Source organism: Flavimobilis rhizosphaerae (genome assembly GCF_014852685.1).
In the GTDB taxonomy this organism is placed as follows: domain Bacteria; phylum Actinomycetota; class Actinomycetes; order Actinomycetales; family Cellulomonadaceae; genus Flavimobilis; species Flavimobilis rhizosphaerae.
The window spans coordinates 1-20,430 of the sequence record NZ_JACZDF010000010.1; the positions used below are offsets into that span (position 1 = coordinate 1).

The window sequence follows — 20,430 nt, forward strand, 5'->3', positions numbered from 1 at the left end:
ACCGGCTACACCGCTACGCTGCGACCTGCTGCGTAATCACACCCCGTGTCCAAGATCCGGGGGTAGGGCCCGCGGCCCTTGATAGCGGATCCAGACATCTGAGGTGAACGAATCGGCTATCGAGCGGGGGAGGACGCGAGCGGCCCCGCACCCGAAGAGGTGCGGGGCCGCTCGTGCGAGGACGGACCGTCAGGCCTGTGCCGCGACAGCCTGGGCGTCGACCGCCTGAGCCGCGAGGGCGCGCTCGATGCCCGCAAGGCCCTCGACGACGAAGCGGCGCAGCGCAGGCGGCGCGACCTTTGCCGAACCCTCCGCATGCGCGTCGAGCCACGCCTGCGTCGCGTCCCGCAGCGCCTCGTTCGCGAGCGGCGCGGGGTAGAGACCTTCGATGAGCTCCTCGCTCATGTGGTACGTCCGCGACTCCCAGATGGGGAAGAGCGCGTCGTGGTACGTCGCGACGAACGACTCGAGCAGCGACGCGTCGAGGACGTGGTTGAAGCCGAGGGCCGTCGCGCGGATGATCGCGTTGGGCTTGTCGGCCTCGTCGACGATCGACGCCCACGCGGCAGCCTTGGCCTCGACCGTGGGGATCGCAGCTCGTGCGTGGGCGGCCTGCTGGCGGCCCGAGGCCGTGTCGTCGTCGGCGAGCGCGAGGTCGATCTGCGCGGCCGTCGCACGACCACCGGCGACGAGCGCGATGAGCAGCTCCCAGCGCAGATCCGTGTCGATCGTCAGGCCCTCGAGCGTCTCGGACCCGTCGCGGAGCGCGGCGATCGCGTCGAGCTGGGCGTCCGTGCGGGCGACCTGCGCGAGGAACTTCACGAACTGGAACTGCGCGTCCGAGCCCGCCTCGGCCGTGCGCGCCATGGCGAGCAGACCGTCGCCGACGGCGACGAGCGTCGGCTCGCGGCGCTCGGGCGCGACGTACGACGACGCTGCGAGGACGAGCTGGTTGAGCGTCGTGCGGATCGTCGTCGACTCGGTTTCGGCCGCGATGTTGTTGAGGACGAGGCGCACGAAGTCGCTCGCGGGCACCTCACCGTCGCGCGTCGCGTCCCAGATCGAGCCCCACACGAGCGAACGCGCGAGCGGGTCGGAGATGAGCGCGAGGTTCTCGATCGCGACGGTGCGTGACGCGTCGTCGAGCCGGATCTTCGCGTACGCGAGGTCGTCGTCGTTGAGGAGGACGAGGTCGGGGCGCACGGTGCCGACGAGCTCGGGCACCTCGGTGCGCTCGCCGTCGACGTCGAGCTCGACGCGGTGCGTGCGGACGAGACCGTCGTCGGTAAGCGTGTAGTAGCCGACGGCGAGGCGGTGCGGACGGATCGTCGGGTAGTCGGCGGGGGCCGTCTGGAGGATCGCGAAGCCCGTGACGCTGCCGGCGTCGTCGACCGTGATCTCGGGGCGGAGCGTGTTGACGCCCGCGGTCTCGAGCCACAGCTTCGACCACGTGGAGAGGTCGCGGCCCGAGGCGGCCTCGAGCTCGACGAGCAGGTCGGTGAGCTCGGTGTTGCCCCACGCGTGCTTGCGGAAGTACTCGGCGACGCCCTTGAGGAACGCCTCGAGGCCGACCCACGCGGCGAGCTGCTTGAGCACCGAGCCGCCCTTGGCGTACGTGATGCCGTCGAAGTTCACCTGGACGTCCTCGAGGTCGCGGATCTCCGCGACGATCGGGTGGGTCGAGGGCAGCTGGTCCTGGCGGTACGCCCAGGACTTCTCCATCGCGGCGAACGTCGTCCAGGCGCCCTTCCACTCGGTGGCCTCGGCGGTCGCGAGCGTCGACGCCCACTCCGCGAAGGACTCGTTGAGCCACAGGTCGTTCCACCAGCGCATCGTGACGAGGTCGCCGAACCACATGTGCGCGAGCTCGTGGAGGATCGTGACGACGCGACGCTCCTTGATGGCGTCGGTGACCTTGGAGCGGAAGACGTAGGACTCGGTGAACGTCACGCAGCCTGCGTTCTCCATGGCGCCCATGTTGTACTCGGGCACGAAGAGCTGGTCGTACTTCGTGAAGGGGTAGGGCTGCTCGAAGGCCTTCTCGAAGAACTCGAAGCCGGCGCGGGTCGTGTCGAAGACGTAGTCGGCGTCCATGTGCTCGGCGAGCGACGCGCGGCAGAAGACGCCGAGGGGGATCGTGCGGCCGTCAGAGCTCGTGAGCTCGGAGCGCATGACGGCGTAGGGGCCGGCGACGAGCGCGGTGATGTATGAGGAGATGCGGGGCGTCGGCTCGAACGCGTAGGTGGCGTTGCCGCCGGCGCGCGTCGGCTCGGGCGTGGGCTCGTTGGAGACGACCTGCCACGCCTCGGGGGCCGTGACGGTGAACGCGAACGTCGCCTTGAGGTCGGGCTGCTCGAACACAGCGAAGACGCGGCGGGAGTCCGGGACCTCGAACTGCGTGTAGAGGTAGACCTCGCCGTCGACCGGGTCGACGAAGCGGTGGAGGCCCTCGCCCGTGTTCGTGTACGCGCAGTCGGCGACGACCGTGAGCTCGTTCTCCGCCTCGAGCCCGTCGAGGGCGATGCGGGAGTCGGCGAAGACGACGGCGGGGTCGAGCTCGCGGCCGTTGAGCGTCACGGAACGCACGCTCGGGGCGACGAGGTCGATGAAGGTCGACGCGCCGGGCGTCGCGGTGAAGCGGACGGTCGACGTCGACGCGAACGTCGTCGGTCCCGTCGTGAGGTCGAGGGTGATGGCGTACGACTGCGTCTGCACGACGTTCGCGCGCTCGATCGCCTCGGCGCGGGTGAGGTTCTCTCCGGGCACTTGTGCTCCTCGGTTGTGCGGTGGCGCCCGGTCGGGGCGTCAATGCCGGGCGTGCTCGACGCCCGCCATCGATACTTTCACGCGGCACCGACACCCGGGCAGTGCAATACGGTCGTAGACGCTGACGTCGGACGACGTGTCCGCGCAGGGCGCACTTCCCGGGACCGCGGGCGGCAACGCAACTAGGCTGGGGGCATGCGAGACGAGACTGCGACGACCGTCGCCGACATGTGGTTCGACCCTGCCTGCCCCTGGGCCTGGATGACCTCACGCTGGCTCACCGAGGTCCAGGAGCTCCGCGGCATCGCGATCCGCTGGCACGTCATGAGCCTGTCGGTGCTCAACGAGGGGCGCGACCTGCCCGCCGACTACCGCGAGATGCTCGACGCCTCGTGGGGTCCGGTGCGCGTGCTCGTCGCGGCCGCCCAGCGGCACGGTGACGACGTCCTCGGGCCGCTCTACACGGCGATCGGCACGGAGTATCACGTCGAGGGCAACAAGGACCGGCGCGCGGTCGTCGCGAAGGCGCTCGCCGACGCGGGGCTCGGCGCGGACCTCCTCGACGTATGGGACTCGACCGACGTCGACGACGCGCTGCGCGCCTCGCACCAGGGTGCGATGGACCTCGTGGGCGACGAGGTCGGGACGCCCGTCGTGGCGATCGGCGGCGTCGGCTACTTCGGTCCCGTCGTTACGCCGGCGCCGCGGGGCGAGGATGCGGTGCGGCTGTGGGACGGGCTCGTCCTCATGACGCAGGTGCCGGGCTTTTACGAGCTCAAGCGCACGCGCACGTCAGGACCGGTGCTGCGGCCGGGCGCCGACGAGGCGGTGGGCGCATGACGATCCCGATCCCTACGGGCCCTCCGGCGAGGAAGCCGCTGGGGCCGGGGCTCATCGCGTTCATCGTCATCGACGTCATCCTTGTCGTCGGGGTCGTGATCGCTGCGGTTGTCCTCCTCGGTGGGGGTTCGGGCGCGCCGGGGACGTCGCCGACGACGCCCGTCGCCGGGGCGACGACTCCCGTCGCCGGGGCGACGACGAGCGCCTCGCCCTCGGCTCCGGTGACGTCTGCGGACCGGCCGGGAGGCACGGACCAGCGGTTCGCGACCCCGTCGGGCAACATCGTCTGCGACATCACTGCGAACGGTGCACGGTGCGGCATCGCGTCGCTCGCGCAGAAGCCCGCGCCTGTCGACGGTTGCGACGGTTCGGTCGGCTTCGTGTACGTGGTCGACGCCTCTGGCAAGGTCGATGTGCCGTGCGTGCCGAAGAAGGAGCTGCCGAAGAAGGCGGGCAAGGACGTCAACGTCCTCGGGTACGGGCAGAAGTCGGCCGCCTACGGGTTCACGTGCACGTCGGACGAGTCGGGCATGGCGTGCGTCGACGACGCGACGGGCACGGGATTCTCGCTCGCACGCGCGGGTGGCCGCGTCCTCTGACGCCGTGAGGACATGCGTCGGGCCCCGCACCTCGTGAGGTGCGGGGCCCGACGTCGTTCCGGCGCGGTGGCGCCGGTCGGGGTCACCAGATGCGGACGCGTGCCTCGGGCGCGAGGTAGAGCGCGTCGCCCTCGGTGACGTCGAACGCCTCGTAGAACTCGTCGACGTTGCTGACGATGCCGTTGCAGCGGAACTCGGCGGGCGAGTGCGGGTCGATCGCGAGGAGGCGGATGGCCTCGGCGTCGCGCGCCTTCGTGCGCCACACCTGACCCCAGCCGAGGAACACGCGCTGGAGGCCGGTGAGTCCGTCGATGACGGGGGCGGAGGCGAGGTCGCCGCCGAGCGCGATGCGGTAGGCCTTGAGCGCGATCGAGAGGCCGCCGAGGTCGCCGATGTTCTCGCCGATCGTCAGTGCCCCGTTGACGGTGTGCTCGTCGCCGAGCTGCGCGGGGGAGAAGGCGTCGTACTGGGCGATGAGCGCCTTGGTGCGCTCTTCGAACTTGCGGCGGTCCTCCTCGGTCCACCAGTCCTCGAGGCGGCCGGAGCCGTCGTACTTGGAACCTTGGTCGTCGAAGCCGTGGCCGATCTCGTGGCCGATGACGCCACCGATGCCGCCGAAGTTCACGGCGTCCTCGGCCTCGGGGTCGAAGAACGGGGGCTGGAGGATCGCGGCGGGGAAGACGATCTCGTTCATACCGGGGTTGTAGTAAGCGTTGACCGTCTGCGGGGTCATGAACCACTCGTCGCGGTCGAGCGGCTTGCCGATCTTCCCGAGCTCACGGTCGGTCTCGAAGGCGTTGGCCCGGCGGACGTTGCCGACGAGGTCGGTCTGGTCGATCTCGAGGGCCGAGTAGTCGCGCCACCGCGTGGGGTAGCCGATCTTCGGGGTGAAGGCGTCGAGCTTGGCGAGCGCCTTGACCTTTGTCTCCTCGCCCATCCAGTCGAGGCCCGTGATGGACTCGCGGTACGCCTCGACGAGGTGGCCGACGAGGCGGTCCATGTGCTCCTTGTGGGCGGCCGGGAAGTGACGTTCGACGTACACCTGGCCGACGGCCTCGCCGAGCGCGCCCTCGACGAGGGAGACGCCGCGCTTCCAACGTTCGCGGATCTCCTCGGCGCCGGTGAGGGTGCGGCCGTAGAAGTCGAAGTTTGCCTCGACGAGCTCGTCGGTGAGGTAGGCGGCACGCGACGAGACGACCTGGGCGGCGAGCCACAGGCGCAGGTCGGCGATGTCGGTCTGCTCCCAGAGGGCGGCGAGGCCGGTCGCGAACGAGGGTTCGCGCATGACGACGTCGTCGAGGGCGCCAGCAGGTGCGCCGAGCCCCTCGGCCCAGGCGTTCCAGTCGAGACCGGGTGCGGACGCGGCGAGCTCGGCGAACGTCATGGGGTTGTAGGTGAGCTCGGCGTCGCGGTCGCGGACGACGTCCCAGTGGTGGCCGGCGAGGGCGGTCTCGAGCGCCACGACGCGCGCGGCGGCCGCGTCGGCGTCGGCGGCCGGGACGATGCCGCCGAGCGTGAGCATGCGTGCGACGTGCGGCGTGTAGGCGGCGAGGGCCTCGGCGTGCTGCTCCTCGCGGTAGTAGGCCTCGTCGGGCAGGCCGAGCCCGGCCTGGAGAAGGTAGACGACGTACTTCTCGGGGTCGAGCGCGTCGTTGTCGACGTAGAGGCCGAGCGCGCCGGCGGCGCCGGTGCGCTGGAGCTCGCCGAGGGCACGGGCGAGCGCGACCTTGTCCGCGGCGTCGTCGAGGAGTGCGAGGTCGGCGGCGAGGGGCGCGGTGCCGAGCTCGGAGATGCGCTCCGTGTCCATGAACGACGCGTAGAGCGCGCCGATCTTCGCGGTCGTCGGGTCGACGCCGTCGGCCCCGGCCTGCTCTCCGGCCTCGAGGATGATGTCGCGGACCTGCTCCTCCGCGCGGTCGTGGAGCTCGCGGAAGGCGCCGTCACGGGCGCGGTCGGCGGGGATCTCGTACGTCGTGAGCCAGCGGCCGTTGACGTGGCGGAAGAGGTCGTCCTGCGGGCGGACGTCGGCGTCGAACGTCGACGCGTCGATCCCGGAGCGCAGCGCTGCGGTGTTGTCGGTCGTCATGCGCTCACCCTATGCCGGGCCACCGACATCGTTGCCGACAGCCGCGAGCAGAGGTCTCGTCCGAGAGGAATCCCACCGGTAGCCTCGGCACTCAGGGAAGGAGGGGCATCGTGCCCGATCGTGAGCTCGACGTGCTCGTCGCCGACCACCTGCTCGAGCGGCTCGCTCGACCGCTCAGCCTCGGGCAGGTGCTGTTCCTCGCGGACGCGGAGCCGGACGACCCGCGGCGCGAGCGCGGTTCGGCGCTCCTCCTGGCGCGCGACCACCTCGTGACGACGGACGCTCCCGTCGATCTCCTCGACCTCGTGCTCGCCCGCGCCGAGGACCGGCGGCTGCAGGCAGCGGTCGGTCGATCGCTGCTCACGCTGGCGCTCGGCGGGATCCGATCGTTGTGGCCTGCGCTCGTGTCGCGCGCCCGCACGTCGGACCGATGGGCGACAGCGCTCGGGCACGCATGGCCAGGGCCTGCGCTCGCGGCCGAGCTGCCGCCTGAGCTGTGGGCGTTCGTCGCCCAGAACGCCCGTGCCCGTGCGGCAGGGCTCCTCGCTGACGGCGACGGTGTCCCCAGCGCCGGGTGGCACGCGCTCGTCGTGCGTCGATACCTGCTGTGGGAGCACGATCGTGCGCTCGACGGTGGCGACGGCACGGCGGACTTCGTGGTCTGGGAGACCGTGGCCGAGCTCCTCGAGTCGTCTGACGCGCTCGAGATCGCGGACGTGCTGGTCGCGACCGTCCGGGACGAGGAGGCGTTCGGCGATCTCGGGATCGGGCACGTCGCGGATCTCGTGCGCAAACGCGACGACCTCTGGGACGCGCTCGCGGATCGTGTGCGCACGGTTCCCGCGTGGCGTCGAGCGCTCGGGTGGTGCTGCCCCTGCTGCGTCGACGTCGAGCGGCTTCCAGAAGATCTTGCGTCGGCGGTCGGTGCGGGCGACACGACGTCCCACGGCTCGGTCCGCTGATCAGCTCCCGGACGTGCCGTCGACGTCGACGGCCACGACGAGCACGATGGCGATGACGACGCCAGAACCGAGAACGAGCTCGAACATGAGCCGGTGCGTCCCCGACGACCTTGACCGTCATGGGCACCTGTCGGCAGAGATGCGCGACGAGCGGCGGACGTCAACCCAGGTTGGCGGTGATGCTCGTGCCGTCGAGCGTCAGGGTGATCCGACGGCCCGCGTCGTCGACGGTGGCGAGGGTGCCGGCGTCCTCTGCCGTGGCGCCGAGCGCCAGCAGCTCGGTGCGGACGGCTTCGGCGGGCAGGAGCAGAGGCGTCGCGACGCCGACCTGCAACGTGTCTCCCGTGACGGCGTCGTGGGGGAAAGCGAGCAACGAGGTGGTGCTTCCGTCGCGGAGCCGGGCGGTCTCCCGGGTCACGGCCCAGGTGCGGTCGTCCGTGGCGTCGACGTCGAACCGCGTGCCCGCGTGGATGACGGTGAACCGCGAGCCGCCGTCGACGATCGAGCCGCTCGGGTACGCGGTCTTGAGGATCGCGAGCAGCTCGGTGGCGGCCGCGTCCGGCTGGAACGTATACGTGTCGCCGCCCGCGTAGACGCGCCGGTGCGCGACGTCGACGGTGAAGTCGTCGGCGGCCTCGTCGAGCGCGGTGACGAACACGGTCGTGTGCTTCTCCCCGACCCCGAGTCCGGCGGCGACGGCGTACCCGGCGCCGCCGAGGAGCGCGATGCTCGCGACGATCGACACGACGCCGAGCGCCCTCGCGCGACGGAAGGCCCGCGGGGCCAGCGCCGCCGCGACGATCGCGATGACGGTGGCCGCGGCGAGCGTGGCGATCTTGAGCGGTTCCATCGTGGGATCCCTGAGCTGTGACGACGGCGAGGTGGTGGTGCCGTGACCAGCCAACCAGCACCCTGAGGTGGTGCGCTACACGAGTCGTGTCACGATCGGGCAACTTTGTCCGGTGGATGCTCGTCGACGAGCGTCGACGGGCGCCCCGAGACGTTGCGGGATACGGCAAGATAGCCCCATGCGCGTCCACCTTGCCTCCGACCACGCGGGCTTCGCCCTGAAGTCCCACCTCCTCACGCACCTCGCCGCCCAGGGTCACGACGTCGTCGACCATGGTGCGTTCGAGTACGACGCCGAGGACGACTACCCCGCGTTCTGCATCGCCGCGGGCGAGGCCGTCGCGGCGGAGCCGGGCTCGCTCGGCGTCGTCATCGGCGGTTCGGGCAACGGTGAGCAGATCGCCGCGAACAAGGTCGACGGTGTGCGCGCTGCGCTCGCGTGGAGCGTCGAGACCGCGAAGCTTGGCCGGCAGCACAACGATGCGAACGTCATCGCGGTCGGCGAGCGCCAGCACACGATCGAGGAGGCGACGACGTTTGTCGAGGCCTTCCTCGCGGAGCCTTTCTCGGGTGCGGAGCGTCACCAGCGTCGCATCGACCAGCTCGCGGCGTACGAGTCCGCGCGCTGACGTACGCCGCCTGAGTCGTGCCCGAGGGCCACACCGTCCACCGCCTCGCGCGGACGTTCGACGCGCTCTTCCACGGTGAGCAGCTGCGGCTCAGCAGTCCGCAGGGCCGCTTCGAGGCGGGTGCGGCGCTGCTCGACGGCGGCACGCTCGTGCGTGCGGAGGCGTGGGGCAAGCACTTGTTCCTGGGCTTCGGCCCCGCTGCGGCGACGTCCGGCACGACGACGCCCGACGCCGATCTTGCCTGGCTGCGCGTCCACCTGGGCCTGTACGGCTCGTGGACGTTCGCGGGCGACGGCTCGACGACGGTGGCGCACGCGATCGGTGCCCCACGCCGCCGCATCGGCGAGCAGGAGCACACGCTCCCTGATCGCGAGATAGCGCCTCACGGTCGAGATAGCGCGCGAGGCGCGCTATCTCGACAGGGGAGCGCTATCTCGCGGGACGACGAGAGCGCGTGGGACGTGCCCGAGCCCCGCGGGCAGGTGCGGGCGCGGATCCTCGGGGAGCACGCCGTCGCTGATCTCACAGGGCCGACTGCGTGCGAGGTCATCACCGACGCAGAGCGGCAGGCGGTGCTCGCGCGTCTCGGACCCGACCCCATCCGCACGGACGCCGACCCGGAGCGGTTCGTCGCACGGGTCCGACGCTCGCGCACGGCCGTCGGCCTCCAGCTCATGGCGCAGGACAAGGTCGCGGGCGTCGGCAACATCTACCGCGCCGAGGTGCTTTTCCGCGCCGGCCTCGACCCGTCGACGCCGGGCACCGCGGTGCCGGCCGAGACGTTGCGGGAGATCTGGGACGACCTCGTCGTCCTCATGCGCGACGGCGTCGCGACGGGCCGCATCGTCACGACGCGTCCCGAGCATCGCGGCCTCGGCCACGAGAAGGGCCGGATGGACCCGCGCCGCGTGCGTCAGAACACCGACGGTGACGAGGGTGCGGTGCCGCGCGAGGAGTCGTTCTACGTCTACCACCGCGACGGGCTCGCGTGCCGAGTGTGCGGCGCGACGATCCTCGTGCGTGACGCGGCGGGCCGGAACCTCTTCTGGTGCCCCACCTGCCAGCGCTGAGGCTCCCCGCGAGCAGGGCCGACGTCGACGCGAGGCGCGTACTGCGAGTTGTCGCGCGCTGACCCGCACCTGAGCGAGCGCCTGCGCCTGCGGCGGGTTGCGTCCACGCACCCCGCCGGGGTGCGTGGACGCAATGTGCTCAGAACACGAACGAGCAGGATGGCGCGACAGGCCAGCCGAACGCGGCGGACGCGGTCGCGAGCGCTCCGGATCGGAGCTCGGTGACGCGCCCCGCGAGCCCGAGTGCCGCGAGAGTCTGCCCGCCGAGGTAGGCGGCGCCGAGCGCGGAGACGTCGAGGCTGAGGTCGGCGTCGTCGTGCGTGCGCGTCACCTCGGGCTCGGCGAACGCGGTCGCGCGCACCCTGTAGGAACCAGCGTTCGCGGGCCGCAGCTCGTCGGTGACGTGGAGGACGACGTCGACGTCGGCCTGGTAGCGGCGTGAGGCGAGGGCGCCTGCGACGTCGACGAGCCGCAACCACACGTTGTCGACACGCTTGGTGCCGGCTGCCCGCGGGTCGACGAGCAGCCCGAGGATCGCGTCGTCGGGCGGTAGAAGGAACGTCTCGACCTTCGCCATGAGGTCGAGGTCGAGCAGCACGCTCCACAGGTCGTGGGCGGCCGCGACGTCGAGGGCCGCGACCTCGCCGACGTGCACGGTGCCGCGCGGACCCTCGTCGCGCCACTCGCTCGAGCGGCGGAACGTCGCGAAGCCGCGGGGCTCACCGTCCCGTTCGACGACGACGATGCGCCGAGCCTCCTTGCCGCCGCGCCACACGGGCGGGTCGAGGAGCATGCGTCGGGCGAGCGACGGGTCGTCGCGCCCCGCCCAACCGGGACGGTTGAGGAGCGCCCCGCGCGGGCCGTCGACGCCAAGAGGGCGGCGCCCTGCCTCACGGTGGACGGACTCGACGAGCGCGCCGTGCCGGTCGGCGTCGGCGATCTCGAGGCGCACCGTGTGCGTGCCCGCGCCGGGAACGTCGCGCAGGCGTGCGGCGCGCGGGATCGTCAGCCGCACATCGTGGGCGGCGAGCCCGTAGCCGAAGCGTCCGTAGATCGCGGCCTCGGCCGCGAAGAGCGCGGAGACGGTCTCACCGCGTGCCGCGCACGCGTCGAGGTGGTCGGTGATCATGCCGCGGAGGATCCCGCGCCGGCGGTGCTGCGGGTGGACACCCACCCACGTGAGGCCTCCGACGGGTATCTCCGTGCCGGGGACGGGGAAGCGGTCGAACGCGTACGAGCCGTACATGGCGACGAGGTCGGAGCGTGCGGGCGCCGCGCCGTCGATCGGCACGGCGTCCGGGTCGGGGCCGTCGGCGACGACGCCGACGAACCGGGTCCAGTCCATGGGGAACTCGATCTCGGTCCAGTCCTCGGGCGTCGTGCTTGACGGGAAGGCCCAGGTGTCGAGCGTGAACGCGGCCTCGCGGAAGGAGTCGTCGAGCGGCTGGTGGTGGTAACCCGCTGGGAAGGTCATGTGTTGAGCCTGTCACCCGTGCGGGCGGGGCGCGAGAGATTTCCCGGACGAACGACCTGTGCGCCTGCGGGACGTCGCGGTAGTCTCGCGCCGTGGACCCCGAGTATGTCGAGACGGTGCTCGACGTCGTCGACCTCGTCCCCGCCGGGAGCGTGACGACGTACGGGGACGTGGCGCTCGTCGTCGGCAGGCTCCTCGGGAGGGGCGGTCCGCGGGTCGTCGGGACGGCGCTGCGCGACGCAGGCGGGGCAGTCGCGTGGTGGCGTGTCGTACGTGCGGACGGCACCCCGCCCCAGCACAAGGTTGCCGAGGCGCTTGCGCTGCTGCGTGCGGAGGGGTGTCCGGTGCGCAGGGGCGGCCGGGTGGACCTCGGCCGGGCGCGCGCCGATCTCAAGGTGCTCGTTGCGGGGGCGGAAACGGCACGGGAGGGTGCCTCGGACGGGGGCCCGGAGAAAGATCTGGACGCCGCCTCGGGGGACCGGGAATAGTTCTGGGTGTCGCCCTGTTGAGCAGGGTGACAGCGACGAGCAGCACGCGCGCCACCTTCATAGGTGGCAGTGGTGCGCTTGCCGCGCTGGGCGTCAGCCTCACCGTCAGCGTCGCACGGTGGAGCGACGACGCATCGGCGTGAGGTTGCCCGGGTCCGTTGGCCCGGAACAGCCCGCGATCGAGGGCAGCACGGTGACGGTCCCGAACAGCTCGGGACGGTTCAACGACCGGGACGATGACAACCGCCGGTCCGGGCACCGTGCAGGCGACGCACGAGCGCTCTGGCGCCCGCCCCTCCGGGGGCGGGCGCCAGAGGTGTCTCTGGGGCCGCGCCGCTGCGAGACACGCTCTGGCTTGGGCTCAGCCCCGCACCGCCGCGTGCACGGGCGAGCCGGGAGAGAGCAGCGCCCGCCACGTCGACGGGTCGCCCTGGAGGAGCATCGTCGTCACAGCCGTCTCCTCCCAGTCGCGAAGGCGGGCGGCGACGTCGTCGAGGGTCCCGACGAGCGCGACGTCCTGCACGAGCTCGAGCGGCACCGCGGCCGCGGCCTCGTCGACGCGTCCGGCGAGGTAGAGGGACTGGATCTCCTCGCATACCTCGCGGTAGCCGAGGCGTGCGACGGCCTCGAGGTGGAAGTTGGCCCCGCGCGCGCCCATGCCGCCGACGTAGAGGGCGAGGTGGGGCCGGACGGCGTCGGCGGCCTCGTCGACGGAACTGCGGACGACGACGGGCACGGACGCGCACACCTCGAACTCCTCGTGCGGGCGCAGCGCGCCTGAGCGGCGCGCCAGGCCGTCCTCGAGGGGTTCCCGGAGTGACGCGTCGAGGCGCGGCGCGTAGAAGGCAGGCAGCCAGCCGTCGGCGATCTCGCCCGCGAGGGCGACGTTGCGGGGGCCCTCGGCGGCGAGGTGGATGGGGAGGTCGGCCCGCAGGGGGCGGACGGTCGAGCGCAGGGCCTTGCCGAGGCCGGTCGGCTCAGCGTCGCGGTCCGCCCGCGCGGCGTCCGGGCCCAGGGGGCTCGTGGGCGCGGGCAGGGGGAGCCGGAAGAAGTCGCCGTCGGCCGTCACGGGTGCTTCGCGCCGCAGGATGTCGCGGACGATCTGCACGTATTCGCGCGTGCGTGCCAGGGGGCGTCGGTACGGCTGCCCGTACCACCCCTCGACGACCTGGGGGCCTGAGGCCCCGAGGCCGAGGACGAAGCGTCCGCCGGAGAGGTGGTCGAGGGTGAGCGCGGCCATCGCGGTCGCGGCGGGGGTGCGGGCGTACATCTGGGCGATCGCGGTGCCGAGCCGGACGTGCTGGGTTGCGGCGCCCCACCAGGCGAGCGGGGTGAGGGCGTCGGACCCGTAGGCCTCGGCGGTCCACACGGAGTCGAGCCCGGCGGCGTCGGCCGCGCGGACGGCGTCGGCGGCGCCGGCGGGTGGGGAGGAGGGCCAGTAGCCGAGCTGCATGCCGAGTCGCACGGTGCCTCCGTGGGGGCTGGTCCGGGCGCCGTCGCCCGAAGATGTCCGAGACCCAGCGTCTCAGGTATCCGGGCGGTGCGCCACGGGCACGCTCAGATCATGTACTCGATGAGCATCGACGGGTCCTCGACCGCGCGCCGCTGACGCTCGGCGACCTCCGCAGGCGACGCGAGCCGGATCTTCGCGGGCACCCCGACGGCGACGGCGCCCGCGGGCACGTCCTTGACGACGACGGCGTTCGCGCCGATCTGCGCGTCGTCCCCGATCCACACTGGGCCCAGGATCTTCGCGCCCGCCCCGACGACGACGCGGTTGCCGACCGTCGGGTGACGCTTGCCGTGCGTCATGGTGCGGCCGCCGAGCGTGACGTTGTGGAAGAGCAGCACGTCGTCGCCGACGACAGCGGTCTGCCCGATGACGATGCCCATGCCGTGGTCAATGAAGAGCCGACGCCCGAGCTGTGCGCCCGGGTGGATCTCGACACCCGTAACCGATCGCGACATCTGCGAGATGAGGCGGGCCGGGAGCCGGAGCAGCGGGTTGCGCCACATGCGGTGGGTGAGGCGGTGCACCCAGAGCGCGTGCAGGCCGGGGTAGGCGAGTGCGACCTCGAGGCGTGTGCGCGCGGCGGGGTCGCGGTCCCGTGCGGCCTGGAGGTCCTCGCGCAGCAGGGACCAGGCTCGGCGTGGCAGGGCCACGGCGCTCCTTCCGGAGGGGCTGGTGCGGTCCCCGGCGGCGCGCCTACGCGCACCGCCGGGGGAGCGGTCAGTCGAGCAGGTCGGCGTAGAGCACCGTGGAGAGGTAGCGCTCGCCGAAGGACGGCACGACGACGACGATGAGCTTGCCGGCGTTCTCGGGGCGCTTGCCGATCTCGAGCGCGGCGTGGATCGCGGCGCCCGAGGAGATGCCGACGAGCAGGCCGTCGTCCGTCGCGGCGCGGCGCGCGGTGGCGATCGCCTGGTCGGCGTTGACGTCGAACACCTCGTCGTAGACCTCGGTGTCGAGGATCTCGGGGACGAAGTTCGCGCCGAGGCCCTGGATCGTGTGCGGGCCGGGCTGGCCGCCGTTGAGGATCGGCGACTCGGCCGGCTCGACGGCGACGATCTGGACCTCGGGCTTGCGCTCCTTGAGGACCTGACCGACACCCGTGATGGTGCCGCCCGTGCCGATGCCCGCGACGACGATGTCGACCTGGCCGTCGGTGTCGGCCCAGATCTCCTCGGCCGTCGTGCGGCGGTGGACCTCGGGGTTCGCGGCGTTCGCGAACTGGCGTGCGAGGACCGCGCCGGGGCGGGACGCGGCGATCTCGTTGGCCTTGTCGACCGCGCCGCGCATGCCCTCGGAGCCGGGGGTGAGGATGAGCTCGGCGCCGAAGGCACGCAGGAGCGCGCGGCGCTCCTTCGACATCGTCTCGGGCATCGTGAGGACGACGTCGTAGCCGCGGGCCGCGCCGACCATCGCGAGGGCGATCCCGGTGTTGCCGGACGTCGCCTCGACGATCGTGCCGCCGGGGGCGAGGTCGCCCGACGCCTCGGCCGCGTCGATGATCGCGACACCGATGCGGTCCTTGACCGAGTTCGCGGGGTTGTAGAACTCGAGCTTGGCGACGACGGTCGCGCCGACGCCCTCGGCGAGGCGGTTGAGCTTGACGAGCGGGGTGTTGCCGACGAGAGCGGTGACGTCGTCGTAGATGCGAGCCATGGGTTCCTCTTCGTGTCGTGCGCGGGATACCGCGCGAGAGCCTGGTCCTGGTAGGGCTGTGCGGTGACGCGGGATCGTCACCGGGTGCGGGGCGAGCGCTGGCTCATCGAGGTGGTGCGTCGATGCCCGGGAGGCTGGCCGTCGGTGCACGACGGCGCAGGCCAGCGCTCTACAGACAGGGACAGCAGGGACGCATGCAGGCGTCGGCCGCGACGGCGCGGCAGGCACGGGAGACGTTGGCGCTGTGCAGCACGTCGACCTCCCGGCATGGGCGCGACCCGGGGTCACGCAGCGGTGGCGGCCGTCCGGCTCGCCTCGGTCAATGCTAGCCCGCGCGTACGACGTGCGGCAACGTGTCTCACGCCCCGGCGTCGTGCGAACGTGCACCGACCGGCGGGCCGCAGGCCGGACCGACCTGCGCCCGGAAGGTGCGGTCTGTAGGGTGTGGGTGCGCAACCGGCTCTGTGTCCGGTGCGTGCACACGCGCAGGGGGCGCCGGATGCACCCTGCCGCAGCTACAGGGAGGCCTTCACCATGTCGTCCGAGAACCCGTCCGTCCCGCCCGTCCCACCGACGCCCGGCGTGCCCGGTCCGCCCGACGGGGTCGCGCCGGCGAACGTCCCTGCGGCCGTTTCCGGGCCGCCTGCTGCGCTCGTCCCCACCACGCCTCAGGACGCGCCCGTCGCTGCCCACGAGCAGCCGACTGCCGTCCCGCCCGTCGCCGCGGCGCCCGCGCCCGGGTACGCCAGCGACCAGCAGCAGTCCGCCCAGCAGCCGCCGGCGACGCAGGCAGACGTCCCGGGCGCGACCCTGCCGCCTGCCGGCCCTTCAGCGTTCCGCGAGACCCTGCTGACGCTGCGGGACCTGCCGCTCACGGTGTGGCGCGGCGACTCCGTCGGCGCGCTCGCGCTCCCGGGAACGATCCGCACGCGCACGGGCAACGGGTGGATGTGGTGGGTGACGGTGTTCGCCGGCGCCGGGCTCCTGCTCGGCATCATCGCGGCAACCTCGCTCGCGAAGGCCGTGAAGACGACGGCCGGGATCTTCGACAACGCGTTCGGCAGCCTCACCGGCGGTCTCTCGAGCGGCTACATCTCCGCGTCGGCATCGGTGCCGTTCGGGACGCTGCTCGGGATGGTCGTCTCGGTGACGGTCGCCGTGTTCGTCGTCGGCGTCATCCGCGCGCTCGCGCTCGGCTGGACGTTGCGCATGCGCGGGGTCGTCGTGCCGTTCTCGACGACTGCGGACCTTGCCGCCACCGGTTGGGGCGTCGGGCTGCTGCCCGTCGCGATCTTCACCGTCCTCAACTTCCTGCCGGGCGCGGGGCTCGCTGCGGTCCTCACGTTCGTCGCCATGCTGTTCTACGTGCCGTTCACGATTGTGAGCGAGGGACTCCTCTACATCGGGCTCAACCGGCTCGCGCCGCACGCGAGCAAGAGCCTGCTCGTGCCGCACGCGATGCTCACGCTCGCCGCGGTGGCGCTCATGCTCCTCGCGGTGTTCCTCATCAACGTGGTGATCGTGGGGTCGATCGCGTGACCACTCCGCTGCAGGCCCCCGCGCGGGGGCATCGGGCGCTCGCGGCGTTCGCCGCAGTCGTGGCGCTTCTCGTGCTGTCCGCGTGCGGCGGCCGTATCGACACGACGCTCACGCTCACGGGCGACGGCTCGGGCGAGCGTGTCATGCGTGTCACCCTGTCGTCGTCGGACGCCGAGGACGTCGAGGGCGGCGCCAAGGCCATCGAGAAGTCCGTGAGGGCACACCTGCCCGAGCAACTGACGATGTCGAAGGTCGCTGAGACCGACGACGGCTTCGTCACGACGATGACGCTCGCGTTCACGGACCTCGCGGACTACACGGCGAAGGTCACGGCTCTCCTTGAGGCCTCGGGGAAGGACATCACGCCGGAGATCACGCACTCGGTCGCCGACACCGCGTTCCTGCGTGGTGTGGAGCTCGAGGAGAACTTCACGTCGGCCGATCTGCTCGGCTGGGTGGGCGCAGGACTTCTCGAGGACAAGCTCGTCGAGCAGGACGCGGCCGACGCCGCGGTCGAGAACGGTGCGACAGGTGCGAAAGTCGGCGACAAGGAGTACGAGTCGTACTCGTCGTACGTCCGTGTGAACGACGTCGCCGACCGTGGCATCCGCGATCTCAAGGTGACGACGTCGCGCAGCGACGCGGGGTTCACGCGGGTCGTCGTCCTCGGTCTTCCCACCGAGGTCTACCAGGAGGATGCCGCGGGTCTCGACGCCGCCATGACTGCCCTCCTGCCCTCGGGTGCGACGGTCGTGCCGTCCGACGCGGACGGCTCCCACGTGTGGACGGTGACGTTCTCGGGCGACGCCGCGGCGATCGCCGCGGGCACCGACACGCTGCTCGGCACCTCCGGGTCCGTGTGGTCGTGGACGGAGAGCCAGGGCGCGACCGGGCAGCAGGTCGAGATCGTCGACAAGCTCGCGTGCGGGACGACGTGCTCGCCGGACCTCTACCGACCGGAGGTCCTCCACGTCGTGCCCGAGGCATGGGTGTCGGGCGACGTCTTCGCCGAGGACGTCGTCGACGGTCAGGCATACGTGAGGAGCGACCCCGAGGGGACGCCCTCCGTCTACGAGATCCCGCTCGTCGTCACGCGCGTCGATGCCACGCTCGACCTCGACCGGACGGGTGCCGGCGAGGCAAGGATCGTCTTCTCGCTTCCGACAGCCGCCGCCGGTGACGGTGCGGCGATCGAGGCGGCGCTGCGCCCTGCTGACGGCGTCGGCACGCTCGGACGGACCGACGACGGCACGACCACGCGCGTCACCGTGACGATCGCCGGCGCGACCGCCGACGAGCTCGAGGACCGGCTCGACAGCTACGCCGGCATCTCGTACTCGGCACGGGACGAGGGGTCGTTCTTCTCGATGGACCTTGATCTCCGCGTGAGCATGGACCTCAGCGAGCGGCTCACCTCAGCGCCGGTCGAGGGAACGCATGTCGCTGTCAACCTGCCCTTCGGCGCGAAGCCTGCCGTGAGCAGCGGCTTCTTCGGGACGACGACCGCGAAGGCCGACGGCCGAACGGTCACGTGGGTCGACGCGGACGGCTACGCGACCTCGACCTCCGTGGACGTCACAGGAACGACGGTTGCCGGTCTCGTGCGGAACGTCGTTGTCGGGCTCATCGCGCTCGCGCTCGTGGGCCTCGCGGTGTGGAAGCGTCGCGCGATCGCGCAGTGGTGGCGAGCCACGCAAGCTGCGAGCCGGGAGCGGACGGCGGCGCTCGCCGCCGCGTCGGCGGGCGCGGGCGGTGCCGGGGTCGCGCCAGTGGATGTTGCGGTCCACGGCGGCGGCACGGTTCCGGGCTCACCGGACGCGCCAGGAGCGCCTGCCGTCTTCACGGAGGCGCAGCTGCGCTGAGCACTGGCTGAGCGGCGGGCCCGGGTCGAGAAGGTGGACCCGGGCCCGTCGTCTGCGCTCAGGCGGTGCGGCGACGTGCGGCGAACGCCGCGCGCCTGCCGGCACGCGTCGCGCCGAGCGTCGACGCGGACGCGCCGTAGCCGACGAGCAGCACGCGCGGGTCACGGTCGACGACCGTGCCGTCGGTGCGGATGCCGCCACCGCGCTCGCGCAGCCGCAGCGGCGCTAGGTGGTCGAGGGAGGGCCGGAAGCCGGTCGCCCACACGACGGTGTCCGCGCGGACCGTGCGCTCGGTGCCGTCAGCGTTCGTGAACACGACGCCGTCCGGCACCATGCGCGTGAACATGCCCCGGGAGACGAGCGTGCCGCGCTCGATGCCCCGGCGGTACTCCGGCGTGAGGGGCAGGCCGGTCGCGGCGACGACGGAGAGCGTCGGGAGCCCCGCGAGCGTGCGCTCACGGACGCGATTCTCGACGTCGAGACCCCACGTGGCGTCGAACGGTGCGCGCGTCCACGCTGGCTCGCGGCGAGTCGCCCACGTCGTCGTACGGGCGACACCCTCGAGCGCGAGCAGCAGCTGCACGGCCGACGTGCCACCGCCCACGACGACGACGTCCTGGCCGCGCATGTCCTCGACCGTCCAGAAGTCGCGCGTGTGCATCTGGCGGCCCCGGAACGTCTCGCGGCCGGGCGCGTGCGGCCAGTGCGGCCGGTCCCACGTGCCGGTGGCATTGATGAGTGTGCGGGCGTGCCATGTGCCGGCGTCGGTCGTCACCGTGAGCGGGCCTTCCGGGCCGTCGTCGGACGTCACCCTGGTGACGCGGACGGGCCGCACGACGGGCAGGCCGAACCGTTCCTCGTACGTGCCGTAGTAGCGCTCGACGACGGCGCTCGCGGGCTCAGTCGGGTCCGGCGTCCCGAGGGGGAGGCCCGGCAGGTCGGCGATGCCGTGGGCGCCGCCGAACGTCAGCGACGGCCAGCGGTGGCGCCACGCGCCACCCGGGCCAGGGTTCGCGTCGAGCACGACGTGCTCTGTCCCGAGCCGCTGCAGGTGGTAGGACGCCGAGAGGCCCGCCTGGCCGGCTCCGACGACGACGACGTCGAGCAGGCCGTGCTCCGTCGTGGCCGGGGCGGGGCGCTCGTCGATCGTCGTCATGCCCGGTCAACGCCGAGCGCGCGAGCACTGTTCCGTGCGCCGGTGGGACAGGCCGTGAGATGCGTCGCACGGGTCTGTCCGTGTCGCGACGAGCTCTGGAGCGGATGACGGGAATCGAACCCGCGTAATCAGTTTGGAAGTTATCTCCGAACCGGTTTCCAGTCCCAGGTCAGCGGGGCCGTCGTCGCGCTGACCTGCGGACACGCTAACACAGCAGGGTTCAGGGTGGACCATGTTGGGCCACGAGAGACGGAAAGATCTGCCACGTTCTTCCACGACGACGGCCGACGACGGCCGCGCGAGGGGCCGTGGGAGACGGTCGAGGGTGCCTCGAGGGCGGGCGAGGTCTCGAGGGGCGTGCGGACGTCGTGGGGCGCCTCGAGGGGCGTGCGGACGTCGTGGGGCGCCTCGAGGGGCGTGCGGACGTCGTGGGGCGCCTCGAGGGGCGTGCGGACGTCGTGGGGCGCCTCGAGGTCGGGCGTCGTCAGTTGCGGTCAGCGACCGTCGCGCGGGGTGTGGCGGGCAGCGCGTGTGCGGGCCGCCTCGCACCACGCGCACATGCCGGACGCGCGCAGGCCGTCCGGCCCGGCAGCGCGCGCGCAGCGGCGACCGGACGCCAGGAGGTGCCGGCACCGGTGCGCGTCGCACGCCTCGGCAGAGCGGGGCGCCTCGAGGTCGCAGCCGGTGACGCTGCAAGCGCTCGAGGCCGTGCCGGCGTCGCGGCCGCACGACTCGAGCGACGCGCGCACGTGTGCGAGCGCATCGCGCCAGCCGGCAGCGTAGGCGGCGCCGTCGCCGGCGGGCGGCCACCTACGCTCGAGGGCGCGCAGCACGGCCCGCTCGCGGGGTCCGGGGCGGCGAGGGTTGCGGCGCGTGGTCATGCGGTCTCCACGAGTGTGAGGTGGGGGCGGGTGGCGAGGGTGTCGAGGGCGGCGGCCAGGCGT

The 20,430-nt window shown here is 72.2% G+C and carries 17 protein-coding genes; 8 read left to right on the plus strand and 9 right to left on the minus strand.

The annotated features are described in order from the left end of the window. Positions 1-189 precede the first annotated feature (189 nt). Positions 190-2,766, minus strand: a complete 2,577-nt coding sequence (gene pepN / locus IGS67_RS13320; RefSeq protein ID WP_192282130.1) for an aminopeptidase N — start codon at positions 2,764-2,766, stop codon at positions 190-192. 195 nt (positions 2,767-2,961) lie between these two features. Between pepN and IGS67_RS13325 the strand changes: the two genes are divergently transcribed. Both IGS67_RS13325 and IGS67_RS13330 read left to right on the plus strand, forming a co-directional pair. Beyond that, positions 2,962-3,606: a mycothiol-dependent nitroreductase Rv2466c family protein gene (locus IGS67_RS13325; protein ID WP_192282133.1), complete on the plus strand. Its 645-nt coding sequence runs from the start codon at positions 2,962-2,964 to the stop codon at positions 3,604-3,606. Then, a complete protein-coding gene (locus tag IGS67_RS13330) occupies positions 3,603-4,205 on the plus strand; it encodes a hypothetical protein (RefSeq protein WP_192282136.1) in 603 nt (200 codons plus the stop codon). Before IGS67_RS13325 ends, IGS67_RS13330 begins: the two co-directional genes overlap by 4 nt. An 82-nt stretch (positions 4,206-4,287) precedes the next feature. On the opposite strand, the gene IGS67_RS13335 is transcribed toward IGS67_RS13330, so the two are convergent. Then, positions 4,288-6,291 (minus strand): M13 family metallopeptidase, encoded by a 2,004-nt coding sequence (locus IGS67_RS13335; RefSeq protein ID WP_192282139.1) that lies wholly within the window; start codon positions 6,289-6,291, stop codon positions 4,288-4,290. Between the two features lie 110 nt (positions 6,292-6,401). On the opposite strand from IGS67_RS13335, the gene IGS67_RS13340 reads away from it, so the two are divergent. Further along, the gene (locus IGS67_RS13340; RefSeq protein WP_192282142.1) at positions 6,402-7,253 is read left to right on the plus strand and encodes a hypothetical protein; all 852 of its coding nucleotides are present in this window, start codon (positions 6,402-6,404) and stop codon (positions 7,251-7,253) included. Positions 7,254-7,413: 160 nt separating this feature from the next. On the opposite strand, the gene IGS67_RS13345 is transcribed toward IGS67_RS13340, so the two are convergent. Then, complete coding sequence (locus IGS67_RS13345) at positions 7,414-8,103, minus strand: hypothetical protein (RefSeq protein ID WP_192282145.1); 690 nt, start codon at positions 8,101-8,103, stop codon at positions 7,414-7,416. A 178-nt stretch (positions 8,104-8,281) separates the two neighbouring features. On the opposite strand from IGS67_RS13345, the gene IGS67_RS13350 reads away from it, so the two are divergent. Then, positions 8,282-8,731: a ribose-5-phosphate isomerase gene (locus IGS67_RS13350; RefSeq protein ID WP_192282148.1), complete on the plus strand. Its 450-nt coding sequence runs from the start codon at positions 8,282-8,284 to the stop codon at positions 8,729-8,731. Positions 8,732-8,748: 17 nt separating this feature from the next. Continuing rightward, the gene (locus IGS67_RS13355) at positions 8,749-9,801 is read left to right on the plus strand and encodes an Fpg/Nei family DNA glycosylase (RefSeq protein WP_192282151.1); all 1,053 of its coding nucleotides are present in this window, start codon (positions 8,749-8,751) and stop codon (positions 9,799-9,801) included. Between the two features lie 139 nt (positions 9,802-9,940). Here the strand turns inward: IGS67_RS13355 and IGS67_RS13360 are convergent, their stop codons facing one another. Further along, entirely contained in the window at positions 9,941-11,275 is a 1,335-nt protein-coding gene (locus IGS67_RS13360; protein ID WP_192282154.1) for a GNAT family N-acetyltransferase, read from the minus strand. A 92-nt stretch (positions 11,276-11,367) separates the two neighbouring features. Here IGS67_RS13360 and IGS67_RS13365 point away from each other — a divergent pair, with 92 nt between their 5' ends. Then, on the plus strand, positions 11,368-11,763 hold the full coding sequence (locus IGS67_RS13365) for an MGMT family protein (protein ID WP_192282157.1): 396 nt from the start codon (positions 11,368-11,370) through the stop codon (positions 11,761-11,763). Between the two features lie 361 nt (positions 11,764-12,124). On the opposite strand, the gene IGS67_RS13370 is transcribed toward IGS67_RS13365, so the two are convergent. The 3 genes from IGS67_RS13370 to cysK all read right to left on the minus strand — a co-directional run bounded on the left by IGS67_RS13370 (position 12,125) and on the right by cysK (position 14,929). Further along, a complete protein-coding gene (locus tag IGS67_RS13370; protein WP_192282160.1) occupies positions 12,125-13,228 on the minus strand; it encodes an LLM class F420-dependent oxidoreductase in 1,104 nt (367 codons plus the stop codon). 92 nt (positions 13,229-13,320) lie between these two features. Beyond that, positions 13,321-13,926 (minus strand): serine O-acetyltransferase EpsC, encoded by a 606-nt coding sequence (epsC, locus tag IGS67_RS13375; protein WP_192282163.1) that lies wholly within the window; start codon positions 13,924-13,926, stop codon positions 13,321-13,323. A 67-nt stretch (positions 13,927-13,993) separates the two neighbouring features. After that, positions 13,994-14,929, minus strand: coding sequence for a cysteine synthase A (gene cysK / locus IGS67_RS13380; protein WP_192282166.1), 936 nt, complete (start codon positions 14,927-14,929; stop codon positions 13,994-13,996). A gap of 534 nt (positions 14,930-15,463) precedes the next feature. On the opposite strand from cysK, the gene IGS67_RS13385 reads away from it, so the two are divergent. Both IGS67_RS13385 and IGS67_RS13390 read left to right on the plus strand, forming a co-directional pair. After that, entirely contained in the window at positions 15,464-16,468 is a 1,005-nt protein-coding gene (locus tag IGS67_RS13385) for a hypothetical protein (RefSeq protein ID WP_192282169.1), read from the plus strand. Beyond that, complete coding sequence (locus IGS67_RS13390) at positions 16,465-18,330, plus strand: hypothetical protein (RefSeq protein ID WP_192282172.1); 1,866 nt, start codon at positions 16,465-16,467, stop codon at positions 18,328-18,330. Before IGS67_RS13385 ends, IGS67_RS13390 begins: the two co-directional genes overlap by 4 nt. A gap of 58 nt (positions 18,331-18,388) precedes the next feature. On the opposite strand, the gene IGS67_RS13395 is transcribed toward IGS67_RS13390, so the two are convergent. Together IGS67_RS13395 and IGS67_RS13400 are read right to left on the minus strand one after the other, a co-directional pair. Further along, on the minus strand, positions 18,389-19,486 hold the full coding sequence (locus IGS67_RS13395; protein ID WP_210767361.1) for an FAD-dependent oxidoreductase: 1,098 nt from the start codon (positions 19,484-19,486) through the stop codon (positions 18,389-18,391). Between the two features lie 494 nt (positions 19,487-19,980). Next, positions 19,981-20,367 (minus strand): hypothetical protein, encoded by a 387-nt coding sequence (locus tag IGS67_RS13400; protein ID WP_192282174.1) that lies wholly within the window; start codon positions 20,365-20,367, stop codon positions 19,981-19,983. Positions 20,368-20,430 lie beyond the last annotated feature (63 nt).

Coding starts and splice junctions, on each gene's coding strand:
- IGS67_RS13350 (WP_192282148.1), top strand. CDS start 8,282: ATGCGCGTCCACCTTGCCTCCGACCACGCGGGCTTCGCCCTGAAGTCC.
- IGS67_RS13325 (WP_192282133.1), top strand. CDS start 2,962: ATGCGAGACGAGACTGCGACGACCGTCGCCGACATGTGGTTCGACCCT.
- IGS67_RS13395 (WP_210767361.1), bottom strand. CDS start 19,486: ATGACGACGATCGACGAGCGCCCCGCCCCGGCCACGACGGAGCACGGC.
- IGS67_RS13360 (WP_192282154.1), bottom strand. CDS start 11,275: ATGACCTTCCCAGCGGGTTACCACCACCAGCCGCTCGACGACTCCTTC.
- IGS67_RS13400 (WP_192282174.1), bottom strand. CDS start 20,367: ATGACCACGCGCCGCAACCCTCGCCGCCCCGGACCCCGCGAGCGGGCC.
- IGS67_RS13335 (WP_192282139.1), bottom strand. CDS start 6,291: ATGACGACCGACAACACCGCAGCGCTGCGCTCCGGGATCGACGCGTCG.
- IGS67_RS13385 (WP_192282169.1), top strand. CDS start 15,464: ATGTCGTCCGAGAACCCGTCCGTCCCGCCCGTCCCACCGACGCCCGGC.
- IGS67_RS13345 (WP_192282145.1), bottom strand. CDS start 8,103: ATGGAACCGCTCAAGATCGCCACGCTCGCCGCGGCCACCGTCATCGCG.
- IGS67_RS13330 (WP_192282136.1), top strand. CDS start 3,603: ATGACGATCCCGATCCCTACGGGCCCTCCGGCGAGGAAGCCGCTGGGG.
- cysK (WP_192282166.1), bottom strand. CDS start 14,929: ATGGCTCGCATCTACGACGACGTCACCGCTCTCGTCGGCAACACCCCG.